This is a genomic window from Polynucleobacter sp. AP-Elch-400A-B2 (genome assembly GCF_018688355.1).
Classification (GTDB): Bacteria; Pseudomonadota; Gammaproteobacteria; order Burkholderiales; family Burkholderiaceae; genus Polynucleobacter.
In genome coordinates this window covers 890,430-906,443 of the sequence record NZ_CP061317.1, presented here as the reverse complement: position 1 = coordinate 906,443, position 16,014 = coordinate 890,430, and the positions used below count along the sequence as shown (strand labels likewise).

General features: G+C 39.7%; 22 protein-coding genes. 11 read left to right on the top strand and 11 right to left on the bottom strand.

What is annotated here, in order from left to right; all coding sequences use genetic code 11:
- Positions 1-99: 99 nt before the first annotated feature.
- On the bottom strand, positions 100-363 hold the full coding sequence (locus FD977_RS04690; RefSeq protein WP_215306757.1) for a RodZ family helix-turn-helix domain-containing protein: 264 nt from the start codon (positions 361-363) through the stop codon (positions 100-102).
- A gap of 133 nt (positions 364-496) precedes the next feature.
- On the opposite strand from FD977_RS04690, the gene FD977_RS04685 reads away from it, so the two are divergent.
- Entirely contained in the window at positions 497-865 is a 369-nt protein-coding gene (locus FD977_RS04685) for a polymer-forming cytoskeletal protein (protein ID WP_215306755.1), read from the top strand.
- Positions 866-925: 60 nt separating this feature from the next.
- On the opposite strand, the gene FD977_RS04680 is transcribed toward FD977_RS04685, so the two are convergent.
- Positions 926-1,408 carry a histidine phosphatase family protein gene (locus FD977_RS04680; protein WP_215306754.1) on the bottom strand — a complete coding sequence of 161 codons (483 nt, stop codon included), beginning with the start codon at positions 1,406-1,408 and terminating at the stop codon, positions 926-928.
- Positions 1,409-1,509: 101 nt separating this feature from the next.
- Positions 1,510-2,112 carry an SRPBCC family protein gene (locus FD977_RS04675; RefSeq protein WP_215306752.1) on the bottom strand — a complete coding sequence of 201 codons (603 nt, stop codon included), beginning with the start codon at positions 2,110-2,112 and terminating at the stop codon, positions 1,510-1,512.
- Between the two features lie 182 nt (positions 2,113-2,294).
- Between FD977_RS04675 and FD977_RS04670 the strand changes: the two genes are divergently transcribed.
- Both FD977_RS04670 and FD977_RS04665 read left to right on the top strand, forming a co-directional pair.
- Positions 2,295-3,536 carry a DUF3419 family protein gene (locus tag FD977_RS04670; protein ID WP_215306750.1) on the top strand — a complete coding sequence of 414 codons (1,242 nt, stop codon included), beginning with the start codon at positions 2,295-2,297 and terminating at the stop codon, positions 3,534-3,536.
- 12 nt (positions 3,537-3,548) lie between these two features.
- Complete coding sequence (locus FD977_RS04665) at positions 3,549-4,592, top strand: GNAT family N-acetyltransferase (protein WP_215306748.1); 1,044 nt, start codon at positions 3,549-3,551, stop codon at positions 4,590-4,592.
- A gap of 34 nt (positions 4,593-4,626) precedes the next feature.
- Here FD977_RS04665 and FD977_RS04660 read toward each other — a convergent pair whose 3' ends face one another.
- Both FD977_RS04660 and FD977_RS04655 read right to left on the bottom strand, forming a co-directional pair.
- Complete coding sequence (locus tag FD977_RS04660; protein WP_215306746.1) at positions 4,627-4,971, bottom strand: hypothetical protein; 345 nt, start codon at positions 4,969-4,971, stop codon at positions 4,627-4,629.
- Between the two features lie 122 nt (positions 4,972-5,093).
- Entirely contained in the window at positions 5,094-5,327 is a 234-nt protein-coding gene (locus FD977_RS04655) for a hypothetical protein (RefSeq protein ID WP_215306744.1), read from the bottom strand.
- A gap of 302 nt (positions 5,328-5,629) precedes the next feature.
- On the opposite strand from FD977_RS04655, the gene FD977_RS04650 reads away from it, so the two are divergent.
- Complete coding sequence (locus FD977_RS04650) at positions 5,630-5,809, top strand: hypothetical protein (protein WP_215306743.1); 180 nt, start codon at positions 5,630-5,632, stop codon at positions 5,807-5,809.
- Between the two features lie 3 nt (positions 5,810-5,812).
- On the opposite strand, the gene FD977_RS04645 is transcribed toward FD977_RS04650, so the two are convergent.
- The gene (locus tag FD977_RS04645) at positions 5,813-5,989 is read right to left on the bottom strand and encodes a hypothetical protein (protein ID WP_215306741.1); all 177 of its coding nucleotides are present in this window, start codon (positions 5,987-5,989) and stop codon (positions 5,813-5,815) included.
- Between the two features lie 252 nt (positions 5,990-6,241).
- Here FD977_RS04645 and FD977_RS04640 point away from each other — a divergent pair, with 252 nt between their 5' ends.
- The 3 genes from FD977_RS04640 (at position 6,242) to FD977_RS04630 (ending at position 9,479) form a co-directional block, all read left to right on the top strand.
- Entirely contained in the window at positions 6,242-6,403 is a 162-nt protein-coding gene (locus FD977_RS04640; protein ID WP_215306740.1) for a hypothetical protein, read from the top strand.
- Positions 6,404-6,416: 13 nt separating this feature from the next.
- Positions 6,417-7,064, top strand: a complete 648-nt coding sequence (locus FD977_RS04635) for a GNAT family N-acetyltransferase (RefSeq protein ID WP_215306738.1) — start codon at positions 6,417-6,419, stop codon at positions 7,062-7,064.
- Positions 7,065-7,415: 351 nt separating this feature from the next.
- Positions 7,416-9,479, top strand: a complete 2,064-nt coding sequence (locus FD977_RS04630; protein ID WP_215306736.1) for an amidohydrolase family protein — start codon at positions 7,416-7,418, stop codon at positions 9,477-9,479.
- Between the two features lie 802 nt (positions 9,480-10,281).
- Here the strand turns inward: FD977_RS04630 and FD977_RS04625 are convergent.
- The gene (locus FD977_RS04625) at positions 10,282-11,532 is read right to left on the bottom strand and encodes a hypothetical protein (protein ID WP_215306734.1); all 1,251 of its coding nucleotides are present in this window, start codon (positions 11,530-11,532) and stop codon (positions 10,282-10,284) included.
- Positions 11,533-11,961: 429 nt separating this feature from the next.
- A complete protein-coding gene (locus tag FD977_RS04620) occupies positions 11,962-12,237 on the bottom strand; it encodes a hypothetical protein (protein WP_215306732.1) in 276 nt (91 codons plus the stop codon).
- Positions 12,238-12,387: 150 nt separating this feature from the next.
- On the opposite strand from FD977_RS04620, the gene FD977_RS04615 reads away from it, so the two are divergent.
- Positions 12,388-12,606: a hypothetical protein gene (locus tag FD977_RS04615; RefSeq protein ID WP_215306730.1), complete on the top strand. Its 219-nt coding sequence runs from the start codon at positions 12,388-12,390 to the stop codon at positions 12,604-12,606.
- On the opposite strand, the gene FD977_RS04610 is transcribed toward FD977_RS04615, so the two are convergent.
- Together FD977_RS04610 and FD977_RS04605 are read right to left on the bottom strand one after the other, a co-directional pair.
- Positions 12,595-12,765 carry a hypothetical protein gene (locus tag FD977_RS04610; protein WP_215306728.1) on the bottom strand — a complete coding sequence of 57 codons (171 nt, stop codon included), beginning with the start codon at positions 12,763-12,765 and terminating at the stop codon, positions 12,595-12,597. The genes FD977_RS04615 and FD977_RS04610 overlap by 12 nt on opposite strands.
- Before the next feature lie 2 nt (positions 12,766-12,767).
- Complete coding sequence (locus FD977_RS04605; RefSeq protein ID WP_215306726.1) at positions 12,768-12,914, bottom strand: hypothetical protein; 147 nt, start codon at positions 12,912-12,914, stop codon at positions 12,768-12,770.
- A gap of 55 nt (positions 12,915-12,969) precedes the next feature.
- On the opposite strand from FD977_RS04605, the gene FD977_RS04600 reads away from it, so the two are divergent.
- Positions 12,970-13,845 (top strand): serine protease, encoded by an 876-nt coding sequence (locus tag FD977_RS04600; protein WP_371743118.1) that lies wholly within the window; start codon positions 12,970-12,972, stop codon positions 13,843-13,845.
- On the opposite strand, the gene FD977_RS04595 is transcribed toward FD977_RS04600, so the two are convergent.
- On the bottom strand, positions 13,835-14,305 hold the full coding sequence (locus tag FD977_RS04595; RefSeq protein WP_371743117.1) for a DUF6641 family protein: 471 nt from the start codon (positions 14,303-14,305) through the stop codon (positions 13,835-13,837). The genes FD977_RS04600 and FD977_RS04595 overlap by 11 nt on opposite strands.
- A 305-nt stretch (positions 14,306-14,610) precedes the next feature.
- On the opposite strand from FD977_RS04595, the gene FD977_RS04590 reads away from it, so the two are divergent.
- Together FD977_RS04590 and FD977_RS04585 are read left to right on the top strand one after the other, a co-directional pair.
- The gene (locus tag FD977_RS04590; protein ID WP_215306720.1) at positions 14,611-15,144 is read left to right on the top strand and encodes a hypothetical protein; all 534 of its coding nucleotides are present in this window, start codon (positions 14,611-14,613) and stop codon (positions 15,142-15,144) included.
- A gap of 241 nt (positions 15,145-15,385) precedes the next feature.
- Positions 15,386-15,952 carry a site-specific integrase gene (locus FD977_RS04585; RefSeq protein WP_215306718.1) on the top strand — a complete coding sequence of 189 codons (567 nt, stop codon included), beginning with the start codon at positions 15,386-15,388 and terminating at the stop codon, positions 15,950-15,952.
- Positions 15,953-16,014 lie beyond the last annotated feature (62 nt).

Below are 16,014 nucleotides of genomic sequence, written 5' to 3'. Positions count from 1 at the left end.
AGACATGACTTCTCTCAAGTTCTCGCCATACATTCTGATCTTGGAGGTGTGAGATCCGCTCTCATCAAAATGACGAACTTTAATAGTCTAATACATTACTCAACCCATTGTCTCGATTAAAGATAAAAACTGATGCTCTGAAAGACCGAGAGAACCTCCAATTCTCTTAGCCGCCTGTATCTTAATGGCCATTGTGTAGAAGGTCAAAAAGGTCTCTGCTTCTTCGAGCTCCTTAATTTGCCATTTTTTAAGACAGGCTATTTCAGCAAGCTCTTCATGACTTAAGCCCCGCTCCTCACGAGCGGCTTTTAACGCTTCTTTGAGAATTACTGTTACTACCTTTGGTTTGGAGATAAAGGACATGGAGACTTAAGGAGAGAATTTGTGACAAGCTGATGCTAAAGTAATTTGTTGACAGTTTTATTACCACTTATAGGATTAAGGCGGTAATACCAATGTTTTTAAAAAAGAAGTACCGCTCATATCAAATTCATCCATGGGGAGTCTTTCCAATGAGGGCCTGCCTCAAAGCAATGAGCTTATTAAACCAATCCAAGGTAAGCCAGCGGTACCTGCAGAAGAAAATTCAACTCAGATGGTAAATCTAGCTGTTGGTAAAGGAGTTTGCTTACGGGGCTCTTTCAACGCGCCTAATAAAACTATAGTAGCCGGCCTAATTGAGGGCAACCTAATCACTAAAGAATTATTGGTAAAAGAATATGGTGAGGTCCAAGGTCAAGTTGATTGTCAGTTAGCCGATATTGCCGGTTACGTTGAAAACGATCTTCAAATCCATATCGCCCTAACTCTTAGGGCGAGCGCAGTAATTACGGGTAATATTTTTTTACCAAGAAATTACTATTGAAAAAGGAGCCAGAATTACTGGTAAATTGGCAAGGCTCAAATTAATCTTAGCTTACTTACTTCAATTGATAATCTTCATGTGCGCATTTTTTACACCCTCAAAATCCTTCCAATGCTTTAAATCAAAAGAAAATTGAATCAATGTGCAGGTTTGCATAACAACCCGCTCGCCTGAAAGGATTTGGGCAAATTCTTCCAGGCCAGGATTGTGTCCCACTAATAAAACCTTTGCGGCTTTTTTATGCAATCCTGTTACTAGATTTAAAAATATATCTGGACTAGCTTGATATAGCTTTTTCAGAACCTCTAAATGATGTTGACGATGATCAAGCGTTTTAGCAATTATTTGTGCTGTTGAGATTGCTCGAATAGCTGGGCTCGTAGCAATCAAGTCAAAATTCAACTCTTTTTTGTGTAACTTAGCCGCCAATTTATGCGCATCATTGACACCTTTTTCAGTTAAAGCACGATCCTCATCCAAGAGTTTAGGATCAGCACTCTCTGCTTTGGCATGTCGCAATAGGTATAGCAATTTAGTAGCCATACGCCCCTTAGATTTCAACTGCTTTGCTACAGTAATTTAACCATTATTAGATCCAAAGGCAAATGGAGGGAAATTGTCGCCACAAGATCTATTAAATAGAATTACAGCGATGGATATTTCTTGCAGTTGGCATTTGAAGTAATTTGCTGTTGAGTGACCCGCTCAGCCATGACTTCAAAGCGCTTTCTGGCACTATTTTCTAGGAAATATTGAATAATAAATAGTGGGATTGAGGTCTCTAACTCAAAACTGGCATGATGGATAAAACGTGTACCATTTTTATCAGGTTCAATTACCCAACTACCCTTATAAGATTTAGCGTCTCCTTCTAGCTGAATAAATTCTAGACGCTTATCTGAAATTTCAGAAAATTCCAAAAGGGAGCGCAAGTATATTGGAATAAACAGTACCCGCTCCTCTGCAACCCTTTCGACTTTCACTTTATTCGCATTGCGATGAATCACTTTAGACTCACTGATGCCTGGAATATTTTTAGCAGCTTCATAGTCAGTTAAAAAAGCGTAGGCATAGCATTCACCTACCGGTACAACATAACTAGCATGCACTTGAAAATTTGCGCCAGACCTTTCTATTGAGACCTTTATATCAAATGCAGGTTGAGCAGTTACCGTAGAACAAACAAAATATGCTAACCATATCAATATATTGAAATAGAGAGATGGGCTTTTAAAATTTACAAGCATATTAATTAAATCCGATGATGAATGACTTCATGATGATGCCCAAATGTGAACATTTGGTGTCAGTTTGATGACTTTGATATAACAACTCACTAGTGAGGTTAAATAAATTCGTAATAAATGTGTCACTACTTTGACTTGATTTATGACTTTAATGATCTTATGTTAACTAATCAATGAAAGCCATGGATAACCTTACAGCACTACCCGAGTCAAACCTATCGCGCTCAAAAAAACTCCTCAAAGACGCTGTATACGCAAAAAAGAAAAAGATCTCACTGCATGATCGGCTTTTTGCCCTTTGGTTTGAGCGCTTAGTCTATCCTCAAATTTGGGAAGACCCCGTAGTTGATCTCAAAGCTCTTGAACTAAAACCTACAGATCATCTCATCACAATTGCTTCTGGCGGTTGTAATGCCCTCTCCTACCTCACCGCTAGCCCTAAAAAAATTACTGCAGTAGATCTAAACCATACTCATGTCGCATTAGTGCATCTAAAGATGGAGGGAATTAGAAGACTCGAATATAAGAATTTCTATAAGTTTTTTGGCGAAGCAAAATCAGTGAATAATCCTAGGCTATACAGAGATCTGCTAGCACCTCAGTTAAATAAAGCTACACGAGACTACTGGGAAGGTGGTATTAAAGGTTTTGAGCGTATCCGCATGTTTGAAAAAGGGTTTTATAAATACGGCTTACTCGGCAAGCTCATTGGATTAATTCACATAAGTGCCAAACTCTATCGTGTCAAATTAGATGATCTGCTAAAGCAACCTTCAATAGAGGCCCAAGGAAAATGGTTTGATGAAAATGTAGCTAAGATATTTGACTCTAGACTAGTGAAAAAGATTATGGGTAGCCCAGTAGCTTTATACAATCTGGGCATACCACCAAGCCAGCATGCCAGCCTTTGCGAAGATCGCCCTGAGAGCATGGCACAGGTCCTCAAAGAACGAGCCAGAAAATTGGCAACGATTGATAATATCAACAACAATTACTTCGCCTGTCAGGCCTACGGCAGAAGCTATGATCACAATAACCCAACAAATAAGCCGCTGTATTTGCAAGAACAGTACTTTGAACTCATACGCAATAACATCGACAGACTCTCTATAGAGCAAAATAATGTACTAGATGCTCTCAAGCGTATGCCAGCCAATTCAGTTGATGCAGTGGTGCTACTCGATGCCCAAGATTGGATGGCAGCAGAAGAAATATGTACCTTGTGGACAGAAATTACTCGGACAGCTAACCCAGGCGCCAGAATTGTTTTCAGAACCGCCGGTAAGTCCTCACCAATTGAAGCAGCCCTGAGTGAGGATTTAAATGCTCTATGGAAGCGAAATCACGCTGCATCAGATCAACTCATTCATGAGGATCGCTCTGCAATTTATGGCGGCTTCCATCTTTATGAATTGACTACCTAAGATCTTAGTAATATGACTGATAAATGGCCCATGGTGAAGCTAACAGATTGGGTTAGCAATGCATGCGCTACCTTGTTATGGGAGGGCGATACGAAAGTGCCTATCAGTATTGCCTTTCCCATACGACAAAAAAATACCAGCTATCTTTTTTCACCGAGGAGTGGCTGGTTTGACTATTTAACCCATGAGTGTAGACACCAACCTGTTGTTGCTCTTTTAATCGCGGCACTTGGAAAACTTTCTTATTTTTTGGGCATTGATAAAACCATATTTATTGGGAATTATCCAATCTCAACCTCGATTTGGAATACGGAACAGGAAAATGAACTGCTGAGTATTGCAAGTAAAATGAGTAGATTAAATCCTGGCTACTACATCGGCGTTCGAAATCTCTTGCCCCATAGGCATCCAACACTCATTAGTAATTTAAAGTCACTCGGATATTTTGGCATCCCCTCTCGAGTGATCTATGAATTTGATTTACGTGATGAAAATAAGCCAATACCATCACACCTTAAAAGGGATCTTGCGCTTCTAAAAAAACTTAATCTAGATGTACAAGTTTGCAGCAAGCTTGACCAAGATAGTCTGATGCAAATTCATGATCTGTATCAAAAAATCTATCTTCATAAGCATTCTTTATTAAACCCTCAATACACAACTCAATTCTTTGATGATGTAGTTAATCAAGGGGTGATGTCATGCCTTGTTGTACGTGTGCCAGATCAGCAGATTTACTCTTTTGCATTGCTTCTAAGAACCGGTCATACATTGACAGTCCCGGCGCTAGGTTACGACACTAAATTCAATCTTGAAGGATCATATAGAGTGCTTTTTGCAGCGATCTATACATATACAAAAGATCAACGACTATTATTGAATTACAGCTCGGGAGCTGGTGACTTTAAAAGAAAAAGGGGGGGTATAGCTTACCTAGAGTACACCTATCTCATCTGTCCGCTTAATAGCTGTAATATTAAAAAGTTTACTCTTGCTTTAGTGGCAAAAAAAACTGCACCCTTAAAGGCACAAGATTTAATTGAACTAGGTGCATAGCCATTGATGATGAATTGTTAGCAAGTTTAAAAAACTAGCTTCTCGCTACTAAAATTACACCGATAAAAATTGCAGCCACTCCAATGATTCGACTTGTAGTGATAGGCTCTCCGTGCAACAAGCCCACCAACAAGGTCAGTACAAAGCCTATACCCATCATTGGGTAAGCCTTACTTACATCCCAATCAGCCAGCACCCGCAGCCAAATTAAGGCCGAGGTCGAGTAGCATGCAAATCCAGCCCATATCTTCCAATTTTTTGCCAAGTGTAAGTAGGCCGAAAATCCGTCGGGACTCAATCCCTGAATGCCTGACTTGAGCAGAAACTGAGCAAGTACAGAAAAACAGATACTCAAAACTGCGATCAATAATGTACTCATTCAGGCCTCACCTCCTATACATCAAGTTAAATTAAGACTTAATGATGATTTCGAGCTAAATCTCGATTAAGAAACGATTTGGTCCAATGGGCCAAGCTATTCTTGTCAAGCATTCAGTCTGATTATTCAAACTCCAGCTCGAGATGCAGGCAAAATTCTGCGTCAGCTAGCTCTGCACATTCCGTCGCATTCATCTGATCTTCAAATGACAGTTGCGCAAAACGCTCTGAAGCAACGAAATTATTTTCTCTGTAGTTATCTAGCGCTAATAACTGATTCCAGGCTGCCTTCTGATAATACTCAGCAGACATTCTTCTTAATTCAATAATTTTGTCACTTAGATTTTGATTTAGCATTTTTATCTCCTTCAATTTTTATTGAACTTGACTGTAATGCTCCACTTTTCTCATGACATCTCTATGAATACTTAAAACTCTTTGTCACATTTGAAGTCGTTTTATCAAGCTCAAATGTGACAATTTCACCTCTTAAAATTTAGCCCTCAATATTTCAGTTAAAGATAGATTTGTCATATTTATTGATTGAGAATGCAATCTACTTATGGGAGATGAAGAGCAATTCTGCTCCTTTCCGGTCTCCTCAGTTTGCTCTAACAGCCCATAGGTAACCACTGCTAATCAATTTAAGGGGAGCACTAATGACTACCTTTACTACTGAAGATCGTGAGCTTGCTGAAAAAGAACCCATACCCTTTTATGGCTTCTACCATTTAACTGATCCATCGCCAAAGGATACGGACCCACTTTTACATCCGGTATTGAAGAAAATACAACTGGAATACCGAGTAGATGACAGTAGCGAGGATTTAGAAGATTAGGCTTTAATGCTTTTTATGTTTCTTACCAAGTTTCTCGGGTTTGCCATTGCCATAAAGACACCACTCTTTGATTTCTTCGGCAAGGACTTCAAGCTCTTTCATCTTCAGACTTCTAAAGTCTTCTAGACCGATGGTTCCAGTCTCTTTTAATTTCTCAACAGTCTCTTGCAATGCGTCCATAGAAGTATCCTTTCTCGTTGAATAAAGTTGGATTTACATTCTATCCTGTAACTTTATATTGACATTTTGAGTGCCAAAATCAAATTGATCTATTTTTTATTCCTTTTAGGGCCTTAGTTAAAAATCTTGCATTTTTAATATAAATAAAAGGGTTTTATTAGCCAATAGTGCTTTGCTGTCATGCAATATTCACAAATAAAGCACATACTGACTAAGTATTAACCCTAACATATTTTAGATAAGGAGCCTTAAATGACACAATTATTGAGTCTCTTGAATCAAGTCTTTGGCAACCAGTCCAAGGGCAATGATTTAGAGCGATATATCAACAGCCGCAACCCTGTTAGCCATCAGCAAGTTGAAGAACTGACTCGTGACTATCTGTATCACTTCGACACTTCAAGGGGGCTTTAAATCATGAAAAAGATTGGACGAGTATTCCAAGACCTATGGTTCGCTTGGATCGAAGCTAGAACCCAGCAAGCAAAATATTACAGAACTCATAGTCATATTGAGTAATGCCATGCTGACTACTGAGTTTCTATTGCGAAATCAGTACTCAAAATATGGATCTTGGTTAAAAGACCAAGATCCGCAAACTCTTCATGACTATTTCGGCTACACAATGGGCCAAGAGGCAATTGATCTGCTAATTGACCAGCTTGTAAGCAATTCCAAAAGAAATCATTTCCTTGTTGCTAAGATTAATGGCAGGTGGGCTGGCACGATTCATATTGCTACTCATGAACAAGAAGTGGAGTTTGGCGTGATTGTTAGCTTGCTATATCGTAAGCAAGGCATCGCCAATCGGATGATGGATGAGGCTATTACCTGGGCTCGTAATCGTTACTACAAAGATTTATTCATGCACTGTATTAGCTGGAATAGGCCGATTAAGCACTTGTGCCAAAAACATGGCTTAGTGCCCCGCAACATGATGGGTGATTCAGAAGTTAACTTGATACTACAGCCACCAACGCCAGCGACCTTTTTCAAAGAACAAATGATTGTTGCCAATCGTAATTGGTTATCGATGTCTCCATTTCATCAGCTTGGCCTAGCTTTCAGAACTTAGTAAGATCAACTGCTCTAATAGCTCGAATAAATAGCCAATGCTTGTACAGATATCTTTGAACATCATGGCCTTAGATTATTCGCTTAATTAATTTAGCAAAATACTAAATGAAGTTCACTGTATTTCGTTACTAAGAATTGAGCATCGTTTAAGTCAATGCCTCAGGACGCCAAGATTTGTCCCTTTAAAAAACCTGAGGCTTATAAAGCATAGCCTGCCTTGCCTTAAAAGAAAATAGCCCAATAAATGGGCTATTTTGATTATTGGTGGCCCGAGATTAATGAATGAATGTAATGACTAAGTAATAAAGAGTGCGTATATTGCTCTCTTTGTTCTAACTACCCCTATTTCATGACCTCCTTTCAAAAAGTTTTATTGACCCTTTTATTTATATGGGCTCCCATGCTGGCCAACTCTTCAGAAGTGGAATATGTCATCCTTCTAGAAAATGGGGTCAAAGCAGGTCATCAGACCGTTAAACGTCACGGTAATAAGGTCGACGTTAGCTTTAACTTTAAAGAAAATGGTAGAGGGCCAACCCTAGAAGAACGCATAATTTTAGCCTCCGATGGCACTATGAAAGACTATCGTGTTTCAGGTACATCTGAAATGGGAGGCAAGGTAAACGAGAGATTTACTGCTAAAAATAATTTAATTGCATGGCACTCCAATTCTGAAGATGGCTCTAAAAAAATAAATCAAAGTGGGTTTTTTCTTCCCATGAATGCTTCTTGGGAAGTGAACTCATTAATGATTACTGCTCTTAGCAAAAGCAAGAATAATTATTTGCCATTACTTCCCTCTGGAGGCCTAAAACAGGAAGTTATCTATGAAACCATTGTCAAAAAAGACTCAAAACAACAAAACGTAAAGCTGGTTATGCAGGTTGGCATGGGGCTAAAGCCAGACTTTTTTTGGGCTACTTCAGGAAATAATCCTAGACTATTCGCCGCGATTATTCCTGGATACTCATATTTAATAGAAAAAGGCTGGGAAGAAAGTCTTGCAACACTTAGCGAAAAACAAAATTTAGCAAATCAAAAAGTTCTTCATCAAAAGAGCCAAGAACTTCAACACCCAATCAATGGCGCTTTATTAATTAAAAATATTCGTCTATTTGATAGTGAGAATGCATCCTTGACTGAACCCCATGACATATTGATCGAGAATAAAAGAATCGTCAAAATTTCTTCAGTCAATTCCCCAATTGAATTTGGAGGCGATACGATAAACGGCTCTGGAAAAACACTTCTACCTGGACTATTTGATATGCATACCCATATTAATAAATGGTCTGGCTTGTATCACTTGTCTTCCGGCGTGACAACAGTTCGTGATATGGGTAATTCAAATACAGAAGTACAAGAAATTATTAGTGAAAGTATAAATAATCAATTACTGTTTCCACACATCATCCCTGCCGGCTTTATAGAAGGTAAAAGTGAATACTCCTCCTCAGATGGAATCATGATCGAAAACCTAGCTCAGGCAAAGGAATCTGTTGATTGGTATTTTGAGCATGGTTATCGTCACATCAAAATTTACAGTTCTTTTCCCAAAGACTTAGTTAAGGAAACCAGCACCTATGCTCATGAAAAAGGAATGACGGTTGGAGGTCATGTTCCTGGGTTTATGAAAGCTAATGAAGCGATTGATTCTGGATTTAATGAACTAAACCATATCAATCAAGTAGTGCTCAACTTTTTAGCAGACAATAAGACTGATACAAGAACATTGGAAAGGTTTTATTTGCCAGCAGAGCAAACTGGCTCAATAGACCTTGATTCTCTGGAAGTAAGAGAGTTTATTAAGTTACTCAAAGACAAAAAAATCACCGTTGATCCAACCTTATCTGCATTTGATTTTATAAAGCAACAAGATGGGGAAATGGCAGATCCTTTTGCCGGCATTGCCGAACATTTACCGCCAGATCTACAGCGCAGTTTTAAAACTGGAACTATGAACATTCCGGATGCAGTTACCGCAAATAGATATAAAAACTCGTACAACAAAATGATTGAGTTTGTAGGTCTTCTGCATAAGAACGGGGTATCTCTTGTTGCAGGTACTGACACCTTGGCAGGATTTGGATTACATAGTGAATTAGAGCTTTACGTCAAAGCTGGAATTTCTCCTGCAGAAGCTCTTCAAATTGCAACATGGAATGGGGCTAAAGTCACCAAAACACTCCAGGATAGAGGCTCTATTGAGATTAATAAACTTGCTGATTTAATCATTGTAGATGGCGACCCAACTAGTAATATTGAAGACATTAGAAAAATTTCTACTGTGATTACGAATGGCAAAGTGATTTATCCCCACGAGATTCATATTGCGCTTGGTGTCATACCCTTTGTTTCAGGTAGCATCAAAATTGCTGAACAATCGGTAGTCAATCGTCAATTGAACAAATAGAGCATTTGGCGTTTAAAACGACATTACACGTAACAACCCTAAATGACCGTCACTTAACCCGACACTCCACGGTCGGGTCAAACCGACACTAAATCGTCAGGGTCAAAGATTTATCTAGCTTAACTAATTTTGTCGGTTAACCTGACAAAATAAAACCACCCGAAAGTGGTTTTAGTGTTTCATGGTGCTGAGGAGAGGCCGACCAAGGCCTAGGATGCTCGATCCAAGCTCTTTTTAATTTTGTTGTACTCAAATCGAGCTTTTGGATTTACCTTGGAATGTTACTGAGCCCATTGCTCACAAAATGAAGTTGGGTTTGAATATCCCCGCCCATTTCCCAACCCAGAATTCATGCAATAGTTAAATCTTTCTAAAGCACGCCCAGTTAAGCCTGTGTTGTATACGCCCGCTCCTGACGTTCCTACTGAAGGAGGCGGCCCCCCAGAGCAAACCAATTGACCGTTTTGTGCAGAGATATTCGTACATTGGGTGGCATTTGTAAGTCTTGCCGCTACCCATTGGCCTCGCCCATTCTGACAAGACGCTACCATAGTTGTCCCCTCCATAGCTGATGCTTGACATGAATTAGACCAATTGCCAGGAATCATTCGATATGGCTGAGCATTTGTCTGAAATGCAAGAAGTGTGAAGAAAGTAAAAACCGATACTCTAAGAAATAACATGGCAGTTCCTTTTAATTATTTAAATATCCGTTGGTGATAAGAACAAACTTAATCTCCCTCTCTTTGGAGGCTGTACTTCAGAGTGAAGTCATACTGTCTGGCAAAAAGCATGCTGGACATTAACGCAAGAGAATTCCTGGTGATGCTGGAATACTGCCAGGGACTTTATTAAGACTTAATAATTGCGAAATAATCTTCAAGACCATTGGGGAATAGCCGTTATCGTTTGCTGGAATACTATGAACATCGTCATCAATATTTTTTACTCTTGCAAAATTTTTATTACTTGAGTCATTTTTTCTGACAATCAATAAGGCATATTGATTTTCTTGGCCAATTTTTCGAGCTTGAGTAGTTGCTGATGGAGGCAATGTAACAATGAAGGGGTTTTCTTGATTCTGGGCGGATACTACCTGTCCAAGATATTCGAAGACTGTATTGGGTGATCGAATGGTTAAGATCAGTTCAGATTTAGAGCTCCTATTTTTAGGGGCGTTTAGACTTGCTTTGCAAAAAATGTCAGAGCTAAATTCTTCTTTAACAAAGTTGGCAAATTTGTTCTCATCAACGCAAATCTTAAATTGAGGTTGCAGTTGCATTTGGCCGTACATTCCACCATAAGCACCGGATGATCCACCATACCCGCCATACCCGCCATACCCACCTGGACTTTGATAAGGCGATGGCATGTTAGGTTGTGAATAGTTTGCTGTTCTACCTAATGCAGGAGAACTATTTTTCTTTGGCCCCTCTTTGACCTGATCAACAGTCAAGCCGTAACTTAGCAACTTATAAAGCTCGGCTTGGAAGGCCGGATATTCTGGTAGAAGCGGATTGTTTATATACCGAGTAGATTTACCATCAGATTGCTTAATTTCAATTGAAGCAACTACTAGACTAAACATTACCTCTCTCGGGATATTATCGGAAATAAAAAACTTGGCAGTTCCAATGGGGATTTGAGATAAAAATCCTTGCAGAAAAGTGGCGTTATCAAGTGAGGACTGGGAAAAGTTAAAACTATTACCAAAAGATGGGTTGAGACTTGGGCTAAATGAGCTTATGCCAAGAGGGCCGCCTGCAAGCCCTCCAATGAAACCATTCATTGATGGACCTAATCCTGTATTAAAACTTACATTACCAGATCCAGTGATGCTGGGAATATCTAGAAAACTTAACGGGCGCTCATTGGATGCGCGGATGATATTAATCAGGATGCTATTTAATTGGTACTGCTCCAAAATGACGGCGTAGCGTGCCGACATCTCTGTAAAGTCTGGAGTGACGGGAGTAGTGCAACCCCCAATCAATATGGTTATTGAAATTGAGCTACAAATTGCTTTGATGCCATTAATGATGGTGGAATTCACTGACACCCCAAGAATTGAACTATGTTCGAAATCTAGGGCGGTAGGTTTGGCAAGATGCCAAGTCAGCTCGGAGAGATATTGGAACCATTCTACATAGTGCCGGGGATATAACAAGGCGTAGCTCTACTGATACACAAAAATACTCCATTGAGGCTTGTAAACTGAGGTTTTTTAATAAAACTCATCAGCCAGTTGGATTCTTGGCCTGCCCAGCACGATTCGAACGTGCGACCTACGCCTTAGAAGCTGTAAAAATGATATAAATCAATAGCTTAGACAATGGTTTAAGCCTGGCTAGATCAGGTGTGGCATACGCACCGAGATCTGTGGAATCATGTGGAATTGACTGTGTGGTTTGTGGCATCCGCAGATGTAGAGTCGGTTAAACCGACACTAAATGGTGTCGCGTTACGTGACAATTGAGAAGTTCTAAATATCATCCTCATCAGTAACTGGAATCTTAACTTTACAGGTATAGCACTTCATATATTGCTGCTCAGCTTCATCTAATCCCAGTTGATAAAGCCCTCTTGAATCTTTGACATCATTCATAAAGCACTCTGGACATGGAATAGCAATTGCTTCCAAAGAGTTTAGATCATCATTACTTTCCCACTGATCTCTAAAATTAGCGACCTTCTCCATTGAAAAGCTTTTAACCTGGCAGTATCGAATAAGATCATCAAGAATCGGGGGAAGCGACATTTAGAAATTCCTTAAAAAATATATTTTGTTGAGACTATCGAGTGATTGCCTCCAATCTAGTCTGAGGTACCTCCTCCAATGCACATTACAAAAATTGTTGCTAAGCACGAATAATACTGAGATCATTCTAGTAATCATAAGGAGACTTATATGCATAATTTTAATGATATTAATGAAGCCTGGAAGCAAGGATTTATTGATGGATGTATAGATGTAAAAGGTACCTATACTGGCGTACCTCCGATCCCAATCTTAAAAGTTAAACCAGGCGAAGATCCGATTGATGTCTATTACAAGGATGGTTTCGCAAAAGGGGGCATCTATGCCATGCAAACACTGGCTGGAAACAATAAATCCCTAAGAAACTGATGTTGACCGACCCAACTCCGACTGCCCAGCCTTAATCTTCTGTCTAGCCCGCTCAGCCTTAACAGCCTCTTGGTCACGCTTTACACGATCCTTCATTGATTTCAACCTAGCTTGCTCAGGACTTAGCGGCTTTTGAGCAGCAATTTCATCAAATCTCATAGTTAACCAATCTGTAGCGGTTGATGTGGCACGTTATTGGCGCCAAAGATAGCTTGAAACAGCTTATATGCCTGGGCCGGATTTTGGGCGTAGAGAATAGTTTCTACCCACATGCCCGCCGCATTGACCGTTGCCTTATATCTTTTCATATAGATATTTAGCAAAATGCAAATATAACAATCACTCTCTCCTAGCTTATGATGAATGGACCAGAAAAAGGAGAACATCTTGAACATGGGGCCGATAGATCATTTAGTACATTGCACAACAAGGATCGAATCCACGACAAAAGATGGTAAAGGTTCATGTGGTACTGGTTTTTTCATGAACTTTTTAGAAGAAAATGGAAAATCTATTCCTGCAATAGTTTCTAATAAACATGTAATTAAAGATGCATTAAGCGGTGGATTCAACTTGACGCTTAAGGGCTCCGACGGCAAGCCTTTAATTGGCAATCACAAAAAATTTACTTTCAATAATTTTGAGAGCCTATGGATCAAACACCCAAGTGATAAAGTTGATTTGGCTATTTTTTTGCTAGGGCCGCTACTTAATGAAGTTAAAGATAGCGGAGCAGAAATTTTCTTTACTCCACTATCAAAAGCAATAATTCCAGAAAATGATGTGCGCGAGAGCCTTTCGCCGATGGAAGACATAATAATGATTGGCTATCCTAGCGGAATCTGGGACTCACTAAATAACTTACCCGTAATTAGAAGAGGAGTAACTGCCACCCATCCATATATCAATTGGAACGGAAAATTAGAATTTCTAACAGATATTGCGAGTTACCCCGGATCAAGTGGATCTCCAGTTTTGCTTGCTAATTTAAATGGATTTTCCGATAGAAATGGGAATACATTTATAACTGGTAAGAGAATTTTATTGCTAGGTATTCATTACGCTGGAGCAATGCATACCGCAGAAGGTGAAATAGCAATTGTTACTACGCCAACTTCACTAATGCCTATACCTATTACTCAAATACCAAACAATATTGGTGTAGCCATTAACTCGAATTGCTTACTTGAGTTTGAGCCTATTATTAAATCCCTATTACCACCAACACTTAACGTCTAAATCCACTCCGCAATCCAGCACTAGCTGCCTCAATTTGCTCATCGAGCTCCCCTGCTTCTACTGCCGCTTTAATGGATTCCAAGGCTTTAATTAAAGCCTCACCACTAGCTACTTCAACGCTGGGCTTACCTTTGACCAACTCTATAGTCCAGCTCCCGTATTTCACGGAAACGCAGACTTTACCTTCTTCACTCTGAAACCACCATGGCTTAATGCGCTTGGGCACTTCTACTTGTTTGCGTAGTCCTGTTTCACGATCTTTCACTGTTTTGTATTTCATAACTACAAACGGTGTTCCTTCTAACTGACTTTTAGCTAGCTGGATCTGCTCCCAGAGTTTTGATCCCAATTTATTCCTACGTATAACGATTGCCGGCATATTGCGAGGCTTTTTGACTGCGACTAGCTTTAAGTGACTTAATTGGCTCATTTGATTCTCCTGTGTAGTTAATGGGCCCATTAAGTGTGTTTTCGATATGGCGCTTTGGTCGACCTCTTTTTAGATCACGAGCAAATCGGCTCATTTTGGACATAAAAAATATGGTTTTTATTAACAAGGGCTAAATATTTACGAGTCGCGTAATGAGTTGCATTGAGATGCGATTAAGAAATAAGTTGCAGTAAAAGATGCAGTTAGTTGCTGTATTTGGGACAAATGAGTAGCTCTGAACAGCAACTCACGCAACAGCAACTATCTTTTGTCTCTGCCACTCCCTGCATCTCAAGCAACACCGCGACTCCTTTCAACATTCAAGGAGATTAAAAATGAAAGAAATCACAGCCCGCTTATGGGAAAACAAAATGTACGGAACAACCTTCGGCAAAGGTCAATATCGCAAAGCCATCTACAACGGCACATTAGAGATCCCAAGTCCTTATGCCAAGTATTTAGTAGATTTTGAGGAGGTCGAAGCTTGGTTTCATTTCCCCAAGAGCCCTATACATACGGAAATGGCAGCTCGACTAAGCAATATCCCAACAAATGAAGACGGAGTATTAATGAGCTGGATTTATCGGTATGAGAATGGCGTTAAGAGTGCTATTGAAGGGTATGCGGCTTTAGATATGAACTACAGCAGAATTACCATCCAAATAGATGACTCTTCACATGGGATCAATGAATACCGGGAGCTGCCTGTACGTGGCTGTATTGCCAGAATTCCCGGAAAACCCACTCCAGCACTAATAGCCACTTCGCAATCCGAGCTGAATTCACCTCAAAAACCGTCTACAAACGGCGTATTTGCCGGTGGATATAAGCAAGCACTTGAGAACCTCAAAAAGTACGCCATCCAGTGATTTGAAGTGTTTGCTAAGGTCGTCGTCTAAAGACGACAGATCTTGGCGATCTTTGCTAAATACTTATAAGCAAAATCAGGTTAAGAAAATTACACTTTTCTTAACCTGTCTTGTAAGTCATTGATTCTTGGAAGGTCTTTTTGTCCTGTTACGTGACACTTGCAAAACAATCTGAGGTCGACCTTTTCCTAATAAGAAAACATACTTAAAACGTACATTTTATTTATGACAGGAAAACCAAATGGCACAAGCAAAAACCTTATCTCAAGCAGAACTTGATCAAGTTCTTAATTACGTCAGCACCAAAAAGTACGCTCTACGCGATAGAGCAATCATTCTTACCAGTTTCTTAGGTGGCCTAAGGGTCGCCGAAATAGCCTCACTCACCATGGGTGACGTAGTAAACCCCGATGGCACCATTAAGAATGAGATTCGCCTATCGGCAGCGCAGACCAAGGGTAAGCACCCAAGAACGGTGTTTGTTTCTCAGCGTTTACAAACCGAACTCGCTAATTACCTAACTACTAGGCACATTAAAAGCTCGGATATCCCTTTCTTTCATACCGATCATCGTCTGCGCTTTAGCCCTAATGGCTTATGTGTTTGGTTTCATCAGCTTTATAAGAATGTGGGCATAAGTGGCGGGAGCAGCCATTCGGGAAGAAAATTCTTTATTACTACTTTGGCTAATAAAGGGATCGGTGTTCGAATCTTAGCCTCTTTAGCTGGCCACAGATCAATCGCAGTTACGCAAAGATACATTGATGTAAATGATGAGCAAAAGAGAAATGCAGTTGAATTAATTTAGTAATTTCTCCTCATAAATTTTTCAAACAGAGTTTTTTGGTGATTTTTTCTCAAAAATAAAAT

Excerpts from the sequence above, each read along its gene's own strand:
- FD977_RS04690 (WP_215306757.1), bottom strand. The coding sequence starts at position 363 with ATGTCCTTTATCTCCAAACCAAAGGTAGTAACAGTAATTCTCAAAGAA.
- FD977_RS04685 (WP_215306755.1), top strand. The coding sequence starts at position 497 with ATGGGGAGTCTTTCCAATGAGGGCCTGCCTCAAAGCAATGAGCTTATT.
- FD977_RS04680 (WP_215306754.1), bottom strand. The coding sequence starts at position 1,408 with ATGGCTACTAAATTGCTATACCTATTGCGACATGCCAAAGCAGAGAGT.
- FD977_RS04675 (WP_215306752.1), bottom strand. The coding sequence starts at position 2,112 with ATGCTTGTAAATTTTAAAAGCCCATCTCTCTATTTCAATATATTGATA.
- FD977_RS04670 (WP_215306750.1), top strand. The coding sequence starts at position 2,295 with ATGGATAACCTTACAGCACTACCCGAGTCAAACCTATCGCGCTCAAAA.
- FD977_RS04665 (WP_215306748.1), top strand. The coding sequence starts at position 3,549 with ATGACTGATAAATGGCCCATGGTGAAGCTAACAGATTGGGTTAGCAAT.
- FD977_RS04660 (WP_215306746.1), bottom strand. The coding sequence starts at position 4,971 with ATGAGTACATTATTGATCGCAGTTTTGAGTATCTGTTTTTCTGTACTT.
- FD977_RS04655 (WP_215306744.1), bottom strand. The coding sequence starts at position 5,327 with ATGCTAAATCAAAATCTAAGTGACAAAATTATTGAATTAAGAAGAATG.
- FD977_RS04650 (WP_215306743.1), top strand. The coding sequence starts at position 5,630 with ATGACTACCTTTACTACTGAAGATCGTGAGCTTGCTGAAAAAGAACCC.
- FD977_RS04645 (WP_215306741.1), bottom strand. The coding sequence starts at position 5,989 with ATGGACGCATTGCAAGAGACTGTTGAGAAATTAAAAGAGACTGGAACC.
- FD977_RS04640 (WP_215306740.1), top strand. The coding sequence starts at position 6,242 with ATGACACAATTATTGAGTCTCTTGAATCAAGTCTTTGGCAACCAGTCC.
- FD977_RS04630 (WP_215306736.1), top strand. The coding sequence starts at position 7,416 with ATGACCTCCTTTCAAAAAGTTTTATTGACCCTTTTATTTATATGGGCT.
- FD977_RS04620 (WP_215306732.1), bottom strand. The coding sequence starts at position 12,237 with ATGTCGCTTCCCCCGATTCTTGATGATCTTATTCGATACTGCCAGGTT.
- FD977_RS04615 (WP_215306730.1), top strand. The coding sequence starts at position 12,388 with ATGCATAATTTTAATGATATTAATGAAGCCTGGAAGCAAGGATTTATT.
- FD977_RS04610 (WP_215306728.1), bottom strand. The coding sequence starts at position 12,765 with ATGAGATTTGATGAAATTGCTGCTCAAAAGCCGCTAAGTCCTGAGCAA.
- FD977_RS04605 (WP_215306726.1), bottom strand. The coding sequence starts at position 12,914 with ATGAAAAGATATAAGGCAACGGTCAATGCGGCGGGCATGTGGGTAGAA.
- FD977_RS04600 (WP_371743118.1), top strand. The coding sequence starts at position 12,970 with ATGGACCAGAAAAAGGAGAACATCTTGAACATGGGGCCGATAGATCAT.
- FD977_RS04595 (WP_371743117.1), bottom strand. The coding sequence starts at position 14,305 with ATGGGCCCATTAACTACACAGGAGAATCAAATGAGCCAATTAAGTCAC.
- FD977_RS04590 (WP_215306720.1), top strand. The coding sequence starts at position 14,611 with ATGAAAGAAATCACAGCCCGCTTATGGGAAAACAAAATGTACGGAACA.
- FD977_RS04585 (WP_215306718.1), top strand. The coding sequence starts at position 15,386 with ATGGCACAAGCAAAAACCTTATCTCAAGCAGAACTTGATCAAGTTCTT.